The following is a 13,441-nucleotide window of genomic DNA, read 5'->3' on the forward strand; positions in this document are numbered from 1 at the left end:
CCATGCGCGAGTTCCTCGCCGATGCTCAGGAATACCTGCCGATCCTGCTGCAGGGCGTGCAACTGACGGTCCTGATTACCCTCGCCTCCCTGGTGGTCTCGACGCTCCTCGGCTTGGTCTGGGCGGTGATGCGCGTCTCCGGCATCGCCGTGCTGGCGGGCTTCAGCGCGGTGATGATCAACATCCTGCGCGGCATCCCGATCATCGTGCAGCTGTTCTACATCTACTTCGTCATGCCCGATTTCGGCCTGTCGCTGACCGCGGTGCAGGCGGCGATCATCGGGCTCGGCATCGCCTATTCGGCCTACCAGGCGGAGAATTTCCGCGCCGGCATCGAGGCGGTGGATCGCGGCCAGGTCGAGGCGGCGCTGTCGATCGGCATGGGCTGGGGCATGACGATGCGGCGGGTGATCCTGCCGCAGGCGATCCGGATCGCGCTGCCGCCCTACGGCAACATCATGATCATGATGCTCAAGGATTCGTCCCAGGCCTCCACCATCACGGTGGCGGAACTGGCACTCCAGGGGAAGCTGATCGCGTCGTCGACCTTCAAGAATACCAGCGTCTACACGATGGTGGCGCTGATGTACCTCGCGCTCAGCCTGCCGCTGATCCTGCTGGTCCGGCATCTCGAGGCCAAGGGGCGGCATCGATGATCGTGCTGAAGGACGTGCGGAAGCACTACGGCACCCTGGAGGTGATCAAGGGCGTCTCGGCCGAAGTCACCAAGGGCGAGGTGGTGTGCATCATCGGACCCTCGGGGTCCGGCAAGTCGACCCTGTTGCGCTGCATCAACGGCCTGGAAGCCTATGACGGCGGCGAGATCCGCGTCGATGGTCAGCGGGTCGACCGGGACAAGCGCAGCATCAAGGCGATCCGGACCCGGGTCTCCATGGTCTTCCAGCGATTCAACCTGTTCGCCAACCGGACCGCCCTCGAGAACGTCGTCGAGGGGCCGATCCACGTCAAGGGCGAACCCCGTGCGGAGGCCGAGGAGCGCGCCCGGGCGCTCCTCGCGCGGGTCGGTCTCTCCGGCAAGGAGCACGCCCGGCCGGACGAACTCTCCGGCGGCCAGCAGCAGCGCGTCGCCATCGCCCGGGCGCTCGCCATGCGCCCGGAGGCGATCCTGTTCGACGAGCCGACTTCGGCCCTCGATCCCGAACTCGTCGGCGACGTGCTGCGGGTGATGCGCGGGCTCGCCGACGAGGGCATGACGATGATCGTCGTGACCCACGAGATCGGCTTCGCTCGGGAGGTCGCCGACCGGGTGCTGTTCCTCGATGGCGGCCGGCTCGTCGAGCAGGGACCCGCCGCCGAGATCCTGAATCGTCCGCAGAACCCGCGCACGCAGGATTTCCTGCAGCGTGTGCTGCACCCGCTTTAGGACAAGGCCGTGGCCGAACCGTTCCCCCTCGCCCCCTCGCTCTGGGCCACTACGGCGGCGCCCGCGCCGGACACACCGCCGCTCGCCGAATCCGGCACGGCCGACGTGGTGATCGTCGGCGGCGGATTCTGTGGCCTGTCCACCGCCCTGCACTTGGCCGAGCGCGGCATCCGCCCGGTGGTTCTGGAGGCGCGGGAGGTCGGCTATGGCGGGTCCGGTCGCAACGGCGGCCAAGTGATCCCGGGCCTGAAATACGATCCCGCGGATCTCGTCGCCCGGTTCGGCCGAGAGCGCGGCGAGCGACTCGCACGCTTCGCAGGCGGAACCGCCGACGTGGTATTCGACCTGATTGCCCGGCACGGGATGGACGTGCCGCACCGGCGTGCCGGCTGGATTCAGGGTGCCCATACCGAGACGGGGCTCGCCGAAGTCGAGCGACGGGCGGCGCAATGGGCCGATCTCGGCGCGCCAACCCGCGTCCTCGACAAGGCCGAGGCCGAACAGCTCCTCGGGACCGGTCGCTATCGCGGCGGCTGGCTCGACGGACGCGGTGGCGCGATCCAGCCCTTGAGTTATGCCCGCGGCCTCGCCCGGGCGGCCCTGAAGGCCGGAGCGTCGATCCACGGCGCATCGCCGGTGACCTCTCTCGAACGGACGGGGTCGGGCTGGACGGTCACGACGGCCCAGGGGGCCCGGCTGAATGCCGAACGGGTCGTTCTGTGCACCAACGGCTACACGGGCGGCCTCTGGCCGGACCTCGCGCGGACCGTGATCGCGGCGAACTCCTTCCAGGTCGCCACGGTGCCGCTCTCCGACAACCTGCGGCGCTCGATCTTGCCCGAAGGCCATGTCTCGTCGGACACGCGCAAGCTCCTGCTCTACTTCCGGCTGGACCATACCGGTCGCCTGCTGATGGGCGGCCGCGGCCCGTTCCGGGAGCCGCGGAGTCCTGCCGACTGGGCCCATCTCGAACGGATCGTCGGCAAGCTGTTCCCGCAGCTCGACGGGACCGCCTTCGACCACCGCTGGTGCGGCCGCGTCGCGATCACCCGGGACTACCTGCCCCATCTCCATGAGCCGGCACCCGGCCTCCTCATCGATATCGGCTGCCAGGGCCGGGGCGTCGGCCTCCAGTCGGCGATGGGGCGTGCGATGGCCGCCTACATCGCCACCGGCGATGCCGACAACCTGCCGCTCCCGCTCACTCCGATCGCGCCGCTGCCGCTTCACGCCCTCCACAGACTGTACGTATCGGCGATCATCGCCTGGTATCGCCTGAGCGACGGCGGCATCCGCTGAGGCGGCAAGGCTCGGCGTCTCGACGATCCAGCGAGACCCCCGCGGGCGGAGGCGCCAGGATCCCGACCGACAGGTCGAGAAGCGGACGCTATCGGCTTCTTGGGGCAATCGCGACCCGGCCATCGAGCCGCATCGGAACAGGCTTGCCGCGCCGGAGGAGCGGCTTACTGGAACCGCCGCATCTCCGGTGAAAGGGAGCGTCCGGCCTCGAGCAGGGCCCGAACCTTGCGGGTTGCATGCAGCAGGATATCCGGGCGGGCATCCTCGTAGGACGTCTCGTCGACGAAACTCTGCAGCGCCTCCGTGATCCGATCCTCGATCTCGTCCATCAGGGCGAGGCCTTCCGGACCTTCCCTCCGGAGATGTGCGTCCGCGAGGGTCAGATAGGCCGCGCTCGCCAGCAGGAAGGCGATCCCGTTCGCCTCCCGGGCCGCGTCTGAACTCGCGTCGCCGCCGTCCGTACCGTCTGCGACGTCGTCGTCCATCGGCCTATGCACTCCTCATCCGTCAGGCCCGCTGTGCCGCCTGCGCGGCGCCGCGCAAAGTAGGGAAAAAGGGGTCGGTCCCGTCACCATTCGGGCAACGTCGGCGGTGGGTGTGGCTTGCGCGCTTGCGCCCGTGGCTCAGCCGCTGGGATCGGTCCGATCCTGCGCGGCCCGCCGTTCGCGCATCCTGCAGAGCGCCCGCCGCCAGGCGGCCACGACGGCCTCGCGTGCGCCGGCCTCGGCGCCCCTGGTCGGATCGGCAGGCCGGCCCCTGCCCTCGCGCTGGCTGTTTCGGTCTCTCGGATCTCGATTCATGATCGCCTCCCTGCGTGACAGAGAGAGACACCGGATCCAGGGACCCCGCGGTGAGGCCGCGCACGCGAACCGCGGAAACCGCGTGCGGGGGAGCACATGCGGTCACGCTCGAGCCGATCCTCGTCCGCGGCGCTGACACCGCGCAATTTTTCTGATCGTGGACCGAAGAGTTTTTCAGCAGCGCCGGTCTGCATTTTAGGAGTACTGTCACGCGGCCGGCATGGGCCCTCGTGCAATGCCGCAAATATTGATGCGGTGCAATAACGATCGTATTCAAAACTCAGCTGACTCCCGGGGCCGATATGTCCCGGAACCACGGGGGCGGCGTATGGCAGAATCGGAGGGGACGGGCATCACGGCCGGCCGCACCTCCGAAGGCCGGGGAGGATCACGGGCTCCATGAGGAAGAACAAGGTCATCTCGGCGGAAGAGGCGATCGCGCTGATCCGCGAGAACGACGTCGTGACGACAACGGGGTTCGTCCAGAGCTGCATCCCGGAGGCCCTGCACGCCGCCCTCGAGAAGCGGTTCGTCGAGACCGGATCGCCCCGTGGGCTCACCCTGATCATGACGGCGGGTGCCGGTGACAGCAAAGGGCTCGGCACGGGCCGCCTGCACCATGACGGCCTCCTCTCGCGGGTCATCGCCGCCAATTTCGGCCGCATGCCGAAGGTCGCGAAGGCCGCGCAGGACAACCTGATCCGCGGCTACAACCTGCCCCAGGGCGTCATCTCACAGCTGTACCGGGCCTGCGCCGCAGGCCAGCCGGGCCTGTTCTCGAAGGTCGGCCTGAAGACCTACGTCGATCCGCGTCATGGCGGCGCCAAGGTCAACGAGCTGACCACCGAGGACATCGTCAAGCTCGTCGAGGTCGATGGTGAGGAGTGGCTGTTCTACACGGCGACCAAGATCGACGTGGCGTTCATCCGCGCGACATCGGCCGACCCGTCCGGCAACCTCTCCTACGAGAAGGAGGCGCTGACCCTGGACTGCCTCGCGCAGGCCATGGCGGCCCGCAACAACGGCGGCATCGTCATCGCCCAGGTCGAGCGCATCGTCGACGACGGATATCTTCTGCCGAAGGACGTGCGCGTCCCCGGTATCCTCGTCGACTGCGTGGTGGTCGCCGAGCCCGAGATGCACCGCATGAATTACGGCGTCATGCACGACGCCGCGCTCGCGGGCGAGATCCGCGTTCCGGTGACGGGCATCAAGCGGATGCCGCTCAACGAGCGCAAGATCATCGCCCGGCGCGCCGCCTTCGAGCTGCCGCCGAACGGCGTCGTCAATCTCGGCGTCGGTGCGCCGGAGGGCATCTCGTCGGTCGCCAACGAGGAGAAGATCACGCCCTACATCACCCTCACCACCGAGGCGGGCGCGGTCGGCGGGGTGCTGGCCTCCGGTTCGAGCTTCGGTGCGGCGACCAATGCCGACTGCATCATCGACCAGAATCAGATGTTCGACTTCTACGACGGCGGCGGCCTCGACATGACCTGCCTGGGCATGGCCGAGTGCGATGCCGCCGGCAACGTCAACACGTCCAAGTTCGGCGGCAAGCTGAATGGCTGCGGCGGCTTCATCAACATCTCGCAGAACGCCCGCACCGTGGTCTTTGCCGGCACGTTCACGGCCGGCGGCCTCGAGATCGCGGTGAACGACGGTCAGGTGCGCATCGTCAGCGAGGGCAAGGCGCGCAAATTCGTCACGCAGGTGCAGCAGAACACCTTCTCGGGTCCCTACGCGGTGGAGCGGTCGCAACCGGTCCTCTACGTGACCGAGCGCTGCGTGTTCCAGTTGACATCGGAAGGTCTTGAACTGATCGAAGTCGCACCCGGCATCGATATCGAGCGGGACATCATCGCCCACATGGATTTCGCCCCCGTGGTGCGCAATCCCGTGCCGATGGATCCGCGCATCTTCCGCGACGAGCCGATGGAGCTGATCTCGGATCTGCTCAACCTCGATCTCAAGTCGCGTGTCAGCTACGATGGCGAGCGCAACATCCTCTTCATCAACCTGGAAGGCTGGTACTGCCGGGTGAAGGGCGACATGGACGAGCTGCGCATGACCATCGTCGAGGCCTGCCGCAAGGCCGGCCAGCGGGTCAACGCCGTGATCAACCACGACGGCTTCCGGCTCAACGAGAACCTTGTCGATGATTACGCCGGCATGGTCCAGTATCTGCAGGCGAACTACTACGCCACCACGACCCGGTACGCGACGAGCGCGTTCCTGCGCCTGAAGATGGAGGAGGCCCTGAACAACCGCGGGGTCGCACCACACGTCTTCGAGCGCAAGGAGGAGGCGCAGGCCTTCGTCAGCAGCACCGAGGACAAGAAGGCCCGGAAGCGGATCTCTCCGGCGGTCGCCTCGGCGGCCTGAGGAGAGAGCCGGCCGCAGGCGGCCGGTAGTCCGGAGGATTCGCCGCGCCGTCCCGGAGAGGACGGCGCGGCGGACCATTCCGGGGGCGGCATACGGCGCGTCGTCGGTGGCTCTCGTGAGAGGGCCAAGCCCCGGCTCCCCGCGGTTGACGACAGATCACGCGTTCGCCGAGCCCGACCCGCCATCCGCGACTATAGTGTTTCCGGAGAATCTCCAGGCCGGAGACGCCCAAGCAGACTGGGGCTGTTTCCGACGCATGCATGCGCGGATTCTTCCCGTATAGGTTGGGCCGGCCCAGTTCCGTCCGGCCATGTCGGCGCACGCCTCGGGGAGGTCCGCTCCTGCACGCTCATCAGAACCTCGCTGCCGCGACGGCCGATGCCGGACGCGCCCAGCCCCCCTGGGCCGAGCGCGTCGCCGACCTCGCCCATGCGGCTCTGATCGAGGAACTGGAGACCTGGCCGAAGCCCGGCCTCGTCAGCCCGGTGGATTCCGGCAGCCACGACGACATGGATGCCGACACCCTCCACCGGAGCGCCGCGGCGATCCGGCCGTTCTTCGCCGATCTGGTCTCGGCGGGCAGCCGAGGGGCGGAGATGGCGGAACTCCGCGGGATCGGGCTGCGGGCCGAGGCCGCGATGATGCGGGCCACCGGCGGCGTCAACGCGCATCGCGGCGCCATCTTCTCCCTCGGTCTGATCTGTGCGGCGGCCGGCACGCCGGACAGGGGGCGCGGCTCCGCCGAGGCGTGGGCCGAACGCGTCGGGCATCTGTGGGGAGCGGCGATCGCCGGGGCCCCTGTCTCGCCGGTGAGCCATGGCGGACGTGCGGTGCGCCGCTTCGGAGTCGGCGGTGCCAGCGCCGAGGCAGCGGCCGGCTTCCCGACGATCCGAACGGTCGGCCTGCCGGCGCTGCGCACCGGGCGCGCCTGCCGGCCGGGCGAGCCAGAGGCGGCGCGCGTGCACTGCTTCTTCGCGCTGCTGGCGGTGGTCGACGATACCAATCTTCTCCATCGCGGGGGACCCGACGGCCTCGGATGGGCGCAGGCGGCGGCGGCGGACTTTCTCGCGGACGGCGGAATCGCGGCGCCGGGCTGGCGGGACCGGGCGGCTGCGATCCACCGCGCCTTCGTTGCGACGCGCCTCAGCCCGGGTGGCTGCGCGGATCTCCTCGCCGCGACGCTTCTGCTCGACGCGCTCGCCGCCGCTGGTTGAGAGCGACGGTGCGAACCGATCCGCGCGGCCGCGTTCCACTGGCGGCATACGTCGGGGTACACGCAGCCTTCATCCGGCCGGCCCATCACCCGGAGCTCTCTCGTTCGTGACCTGCTTCAGGATCGTCCTCCTCGCGCTCGCCGTGCTATTCGTCCTGCCCGTGGCGGCATCGGCCGTGCTCTACGCGACGCGGGCGAATGGCGACTGGCATCTCGCGGATCGGTCCAGCGTCGGTCTGCTGCCACGCGCGGATGCGCATCCCGGCGCCGTGCTGCGCATCTTCTCGGCGCGGACCGTGAGCTGGCGCGGCATCGTGGCCACGCATAGCTGGATCGTCATCAAGGACCGCGACGCCACCGCCTTCAGCCGGTTCGACTACACGGCCTGGGGCCAGCCGATCTGGGTCGACCGGTTCGTGCCGGACGGGCGCTGGTTTGGAAATCCGCCGTCGGTCGTGTTCGCGGCGGACGGGCCGGAGGCGGAGGCGATGCTCCCGCGGATCCGCAGGGCTGTGGCCGAGTACCGCTACAGCCGGCCCGGCGACTATGTCGTCTGGCCCGGGCCCAACTCGAACACCTTCGTGGCCGCCGTGATGGCGGCGGTGCCGGAGATCCGCGCCAGCCTGCCGACGACGGCGATCGGTAAGGATTTCCCCTACGACGGGCGCTGGGCCGGCCTGACGCCCTCCCGGACCGGAATCCGCGTCAATCTTGGCGGCTATGCCGGAGTGACCCTCGGCTGGGTCGAGGGATTCGAGCTGAACCTGCTCGGAGGCGTCGCGGGGATCGACCTGCGGCGACCCGGGATCAAGCTGCCGGCGGTGGGCCGGCTCGGCCTCTGAGCGGCGGATCCGGCCACCACCCTGGCAGGCGTGCGCGCAGTCGCGCACGCCGAACCGGTCCTACGGCGCGAGGTCGTGGACCGGCTCCTTCACCGGCGTGGCACTGCTGTTGAGCACGGTGCTGCCGGTCGGGACCGGTTTCAGCACGGCCCGGTCGATCTGCGGCGGCGTCGGCAGCTGGAGCTGTGCGCTGGTCTCGGCCCATTCCTGGGCGACGCGCTCGGGATCGTCGTTGAGCCTCGTGCCGTAGCTGGGGACAATCGCCCGGATCTTGGACTGCCATTCCGGCGTGGCGACCTTCTGGGCGAACACCTTCTCCAGCACCTGCAGCATGATCGGCGCCGCCGTCGAGGCCCCGGGCGAGGCCCCGAGCAGGGCCGCGATGCTGCCGTCCTTGGCGTTGACGATCTCCGTTCCGAGCTTCAGGACGCCGCCCTTGTTCGCGTCGCGCTTGATGATCTGGACGCGCTGGCCCGCCTGCCAGAGACGCCACTCCGCCTTTTTGGCGTTCGGGAAGTACGCGCGGAGCGCCGCGATCCGGTCGTCGTCCGACAGCATGAGCTGTCCGGCGAGGTACTCGACCAGCGGGAATTCGTCGACGCCGACCTTCATCATCGGCCAGATATTGCTGGTGGTGGTGGAGCTGAGGAGATCGAAATAGGAGCCTTCCTTCAGGAACTTGGTCGAGAAGGTCGCGAAGGGCCCGAACAGGATCACGCGCTTGCCGCCGAGCATGCGGGTGTCGAGATGGGGCACCGACATGGGCGGCGAGCCCACGGACGCCTTGCCGTAAGCCTTGGCGAGGTGGAGCGTGGCGACGTCGGGATTGTCGTTGATCAGGAACGAGCCGCCCACGGGGAAGCCGGCGTAATCGTCACCCTCCGGAATGCCGGATTTCTGCAGGAGGTGCAGGGCGCCGCCGCCTGCGCCGATGAAGACGAACTTGGCGTCGACCGTCCGGCGCGTGCCGTCCTTGAGGTTCTTCGAGGTCACACGCCACGAGCCGTCCGCATTCTTCGCGATGGTCTCGACTTCGGTCGAGAGCCGGAGCTTGAAGCTCGGCTGCTTCTGCAGATGGGCGACGTATTGACGGGTCACCTCACCCCACTCGCAGTCGGTGCCCAGCGGCGACCACGTCGCGGCGACCCTCTGCTTCGGGTCGCGCCCCTCCATCATCAGGGGCACCCATTTGCGGAGCTGCTCCGGATCCTCCGAATACGCCATGCCGGCGAAGAGCGGGCTCGCCTTGAGAGCCTCCCAGCGCTTCTTCAGATACGCGATGTTGTCGTCGCCCCAGACGAAGCTCATGTGCGGCGTATGGTTGATGAAGGTGTGCGGATCCTTCATCACGCCGGTCCTGACCTGATGCGCCAGGAACTGACGGGTGACCTGGAAAGCTTCGTTGATCTCGACCGCCTTGGCGATCTCGATCTGTCCCGTCTTGTTCTCGGGCGTATAGTTCAGCTCCGCCAGGGCCGAGTGTCCGGTGCCGGCATTGTTCCAGCCGTTGGAGCTCTCCAGGGCGACCTGATCGAGCCGCTCGACCATCTGGATCGACCAATCCGGCTCCAGTGCATTCAACCAGATGCCGAGGGTCGCGCTCATGATCCCGCCGCCGATCAGCAGCACGTCGACCGTGCCGTCGGCACCGTCGGCCAGGACCGGCGAGCCCGGCAGCGCGGCCACGGCCAAGCCCGTCGCGGCCGTTCCGAGGATCTGACGCCGGCTGAGAGGCAGCGCGGCCGAGGCACGGCGGTTACGCAGGTCGTGAGTCTCGTCGTCGCCACGCATGGGCAGATCCCGCTTTTTGCGTACCGGACAGGCCCGATCGGCCGATCCGCGTACGGAAGACACTCGATACGACGAGCGAGAGCCCCGCTCGTCAGGCCTTCCGGATCGTTTCCCCGTTGCCGTGGCGGCGTGCCGGCGGTCTCGATCGACCCGACACGACGGTCCGGCGCGTGTCCGCAGCGGTGCGAAGTTCCGATGCCCGCGCAGATCGCGAGGCGACGGAACGTACCGATGCGACGCGCGTGTCTCCTGCCACTCGGACGCCCGATCCGGCCGGAGCCGTGATCTTCGGTCCAAGACCTCGAACGCGCACAGGCGCGATCGCCGAGGGGGAGGAAAGACGCTGGCTGGCTTAGCTCAGCAGATTGATGTCGGCCTCTTAGAGGACGACGCTCGAAAGGACAATCGCTGCAGGGGTTGCATTCACCGTCTGCCTGTCAGGCCCGGATGCAAGCATCGAAGGTTGACGACCAACCGCGGTATGACAGGCCAGCACGATCGGGCGTCGCCGATAGACTGTCCGGGATCGTGCGTCCGGATCCGCGATCGACGTTATCGGATGGACTGGCAACTGCTGATGCTGCGCGACGGCCGGCGGTCGGTTCAGTTCGGCATGACGCGCCCTGGCGTCGTCAAGTCGGTTCAGTCGCCGTCGATCCGGGTGGCGCGTCGCAGCTCGGAGGCGACCCTTTCGGGCGCCTTGGCGGTCTGGACGTCGGTGACCCACCGGTCTCCCCCGATCCGGTGACAGACGGTACCGGCGACGAGGGTCTCCATGTGCGCGGTCCGAACGGGCTGGAGGATTCCAGCTTGCGGCCGCTGCCCAGCGCATCGATGAGCGGGCCGGCCTCTCGGTCCGTGACCTTGGACGGCACGACCGGCCGGTTCAAGGCGCGAGGCGCGGCGCGCCGCCGGCTCAGGTCGCGGGGCGGGTTCAACCGCCGTTGCGGGCCATCCGGGTCGTGACCGTACCGGCGGCGAGGCTCGGGAGCGGATCCTGCGTGCCGCTGACCACGACGAGGCGCTGCACCTCGCCGCGCAGGAAGGCCTGAAGGAACCGCTCGTAGTCGCGGAACGATACGCAGCCGTTCGAATCACCGCGCGGCCCCAGCATGTAGGTGTGCGCCAGTAGGCCGACACGGCCATAGACCGCCTCGTTGCCGCCCACCGGCGTGAGCCGGATGGCCCGAACCCCGTGGAACGGCCGCTCGCGCTCGGTGAGATCGTAGGTTCCGGGCGGCGTCGGCCCGCGCATCCGCACATTGACGAGGCGGGGATCGTCCAGCCCCTCCCCGAGACCCGAATGGGCCTCAAGACGCTCGCCGTTCGGCAGCGTCACGGTCTTGGCGGCGATGTTGTAGACGGCCACTCCGCCCGTCGGGCTCGGCGCCGGGGACAGCGCCAGCGGCGGCGAGATCCGCCGTTGCGGCGCCACGTCCGCAGGCTTGCTCTCCAGAGCGGCGTAGGCGAGAGCCGGTCCGCGCTCGATGCCGAAGAGCTTCTCGAGGAAGGACCGCTCGTCGGTCTGGGGAGCGGGCTGCGCCACAGGCGGGACGTCGCGGCGCGCCATGCGCCGGTCGGATCGACGCGCGAAGCCGGTTCCGGCCGGCGCACGGAATTCGGGCGGCCGCGGAATCGGAAGCGGGACGACCATCGCGGCCTGCGGCGGCTCCGCGGCTTTCGGTTCGGTCTCGGCGCCGGGCTCCGGCACGGGTTCTGGTGTCAAAGCGGGCGGCGCGATCTGGGTCCAGGCCCAGCGCGACAGCTTTCCGCCGGCGGCTTCCCGCCACGGATCAGGCGATCCCACCGTTTCCGATTCGACGACGGTCGCCGCCGCCGTCTCAGCGGCATCCGATCTTGCGGTCGACGCCTCCGTTCGGGCGATCTCGATCTCGGCGCCCGGATCCGGGTCGCGGTGCAGGACGCTGCCCCCGAGGGCAGCGAGCGCCACGACGCCGGTGAGCACCGAAAGGGGCGCCCGCCAGGCGCCGCGCGCGGACTGGGATTTGAGGCCGTCCAGCGGCACGGATTCGACAGCCATGCGGTTGCCCATGCTCCTCGTCGCGAGACGGGGCAGACCGGCGGCGGCCCTCCACCACAGGGGGAGGAATCGCCGCGGGCGGACCGGCCCCGCTCAAAGCGAGACAGCGGGGTCGGGCCGGCTTTTCTGCGGCGATGCGATGGTCGATCTTGGATTGATCAAGACCATTTTCGGGCGCACCGCCACCAGTGTTCGTGTCTCTAAGACACGGATCTATGCGCGATAGACTGCTAGTCGTTGTCGATTTGACGCCCGAGCAGCGCGATCGCCTTCTCGTAGACCGGGGCCGCGTTCCAGCCCTGGATCGCCGCGAAGTTCGGCTCGCCGGGCTGGTAGCCGGCGCCGGCCCGCCAGCCATGGGCCTTGAGGAAATTCGCGGTCGACGATAGGGCCGCCCCGACATTGTTGAGGTCGCCGGTGCCGTAGGTGAGCACGTTCTTCGGCAGGAACTGCGTGTGGCCGACCTCGCCATGCGCCGCGCCGCGGGTGCTCGGGGTGAGCAGGCCGCGATCGACGAGGGTCAAGGCGGCGTAGAGCTGATCCGTGAAGTATTCGGAGCGGCGGCAATCATAGGCGAGCGTCGCCACCGCCGAGAGCGTGTTGACGTTGCCGCGCACGGCGCCGAAGCCGGTCTCCATGCCCCAGATCGCCAGGAGCGGTCCCGGCGGGACGCCGTAACGCTGCTCGATGGACTCGAAGAGGGCAGCGTTCTGCCGCTTCAGGGCGCGTCCCCGGGACACGATGGTCGGGCCGCCGCGCTTGGCGAGGAATTGCTCCAGCGACAGCTTGAAGCTGTGCTGTCCGCGATCCGCCGAGATCGTGGCGGTGGAATAGGTGGTGTTCTGCAATGCCGCGAGGCTGGCAGCGCTGGCCCGGCCGCGCGCCTCCTCGGCAAACTGCCGCTTCCACGCATCGAACCCGGCTGCTGTGTTGCCGCACTGCGCAGCCTGCACCTGCCCGGCGCTGAGGGCGATCCCGGCAAAGGCCGCGACCGCGATGGTCTGACGCCGCAAATTCTCGATCACGCGAAACACTCCTTCGGCGCGTCCTCGCGCCCTGTCCTGCTGGCGATACCGGGCCACATCTGGTCGATAAGAGGGCGAGAAGATGTCGAAGGGGCGACCTTCACCTTTCTCGCCCTCAAATCATTGCGCATCCGCGGATCTCCGACGAGAGCGCGGTGGCTGCGGGTTGGCGGCATCGTGAATGCCGCGTTTTCAGGTGTAGCCACCGCTTGAGAGGCGCGAGCCACGGTTCAAAGAACAGGCATTGGGCGGATCGCATTCCTGGCGTCGGTCGAAGATGTTCCGTCTGGATCATCGCTATTTTGCCAACGAAATTAGGATTGGCTCGCGCCGTTGATGATACTGTCACAACGCTGTCAAACGACGGACATAGCTTTGCCGGCGGAAAGACTTCTGCGGAGGGGCGGCGTGGGGTCGATGATTGTTGGTGTGGCTCGGCATGAACCAAGAGTCCGCCACCCGCATTTGCGCTCCTCCTGATTGGCCGATGCTGTCTCGCAAAGCCTGCGGTCGATCGGGCCAGGGCGCAGGCGGTCGCGCATCCTCCGCCTGCGGAGCAGCCGGTCCGAACCCGCGCTGACACGAATTCGATCCCGAACGCACGACCGAAATCCGCAACACCGGCGGTCCGACCAAGACTGCCCCTGCGCCGACCTCGCCGACA

11 protein-coding genes are annotated in these 13,441 nt (G+C 68.4%); 6 read left to right on the top strand and 5 right to left on the bottom strand.

Annotated elements, in window-relative coordinates; translation table 11 throughout:
* Window positions 1-2: 2 nt before the first annotated feature.
* The 3 genes from ABC766_RS08200 to ABC766_RS08210 are packed head-to-tail and all read left to right on the top strand — an operon-like array spanning window position 3 to window position 2,683.
* Complete coding sequence (locus tag ABC766_RS08200; protein WP_043346657.1) at window positions 3-656, top strand: amino acid ABC transporter permease; 654 nt, start codon at window positions 3-5, stop codon at window positions 654-656.
* Window positions 653-1,384, top strand: coding sequence for an amino acid ABC transporter ATP-binding protein (locus ABC766_RS08205; RefSeq protein WP_043386251.1), 732 nt, complete (start codon window positions 653-655; stop codon window positions 1,382-1,384). The genes ABC766_RS08200 and ABC766_RS08205 overlap by 4 nt, the downstream gene beginning before the upstream one ends.
* Before the next feature lie 9 nt (window positions 1,385-1,393).
* A complete protein-coding gene (locus ABC766_RS08210) occupies window positions 1,394-2,683 on the top strand; it encodes an FAD-dependent oxidoreductase (RefSeq protein ID WP_182592561.1) in 1,290 nt (429 codons plus the stop codon).
* Between the two features lie 164 nt (window positions 2,684-2,847).
* Here ABC766_RS08210 and ABC766_RS08215 read toward each other — a convergent pair whose 3' ends face one another.
* Complete coding sequence (locus ABC766_RS08215) at window positions 2,848-3,168, bottom strand: hypothetical protein (protein ID WP_043386257.1); 321 nt, start codon at window positions 3,166-3,168, stop codon at window positions 2,848-2,850.
* Between the two features lie 714 nt (window positions 3,169-3,882).
* Here ABC766_RS08215 and ABC766_RS08220 point away from each other — a divergent pair.
* The 3 genes from ABC766_RS08220 (at window position 3,883) to ABC766_RS08230 (ending at window position 7,920) form a co-directional block, all read left to right on the top strand.
* Window positions 3,883-5,865 (top strand): acyl CoA:acetate/3-ketoacid CoA transferase, encoded by a 1,983-nt coding sequence (locus ABC766_RS08220; RefSeq protein ID WP_075381638.1) that lies wholly within the window; start codon window positions 3,883-3,885, stop codon window positions 5,863-5,865.
* Between the two features lie 260 nt (window positions 5,866-6,125).
* Complete coding sequence (gene mdcB / locus ABC766_RS08225) at window positions 6,126-7,079, top strand: triphosphoribosyl-dephospho-CoA synthase MdcB (RefSeq protein WP_345821785.1); 954 nt, start codon at window positions 6,126-6,128, stop codon at window positions 7,077-7,079.
* Between the two features lie 106 nt (window positions 7,080-7,185).
* Window positions 7,186-7,920 (top strand): DUF3750 domain-containing protein, encoded by a 735-nt coding sequence (locus tag ABC766_RS08230; protein WP_345821786.1) that lies wholly within the window; start codon window positions 7,186-7,188, stop codon window positions 7,918-7,920.
* 60 nt (window positions 7,921-7,980) lie between these two features.
* On the opposite strand, the gene mqo is transcribed toward ABC766_RS08230, so the two are convergent.
* The 4 genes from mqo to ABC766_RS08250 all read right to left on the bottom strand — a co-directional run bounded on the left by mqo (window position 7,981) and on the right by ABC766_RS08250 (window position 12,777).
* Entirely contained in the window at window positions 7,981-9,711 is a 1,731-nt protein-coding gene (gene mqo / locus ABC766_RS08235) for a malate dehydrogenase (quinone) (RefSeq protein WP_345821787.1), read from the bottom strand.
* 642 nt (window positions 9,712-10,353) lie between these two features.
* The gene (locus ABC766_RS08240) at window positions 10,354-10,488 is read right to left on the bottom strand and encodes a hypothetical protein (RefSeq protein WP_345821789.1); all 135 of its coding nucleotides are present in this window, start codon (window positions 10,486-10,488) and stop codon (window positions 10,354-10,356) included.
* Between the two features lie 157 nt (window positions 10,489-10,645).
* Window positions 10,646-11,752 (bottom strand): tlde1 domain-containing protein, encoded by a 1,107-nt coding sequence (locus ABC766_RS08245; protein ID WP_345821790.1) that lies wholly within the window; start codon window positions 11,750-11,752, stop codon window positions 10,646-10,648.
* A 230-nt stretch (window positions 11,753-11,982) separates the two neighbouring features.
* Window positions 11,983-12,777 carry a lytic murein transglycosylase gene (locus ABC766_RS08250; protein ID WP_043380860.1) on the bottom strand — a complete coding sequence of 265 codons (795 nt, stop codon included), beginning with the start codon at window positions 12,775-12,777 and terminating at the stop codon, window positions 11,983-11,985.
* Window positions 12,778-13,441: the final 664 nt, after the last annotated feature.

Source organism: Methylobacterium fujisawaense (assembly GCF_039619325.1).
GTDB classification, from domain to species: Bacteria; Pseudomonadota; Alphaproteobacteria; order Rhizobiales; family Beijerinckiaceae; genus Methylobacterium; species Methylobacterium fujisawaense.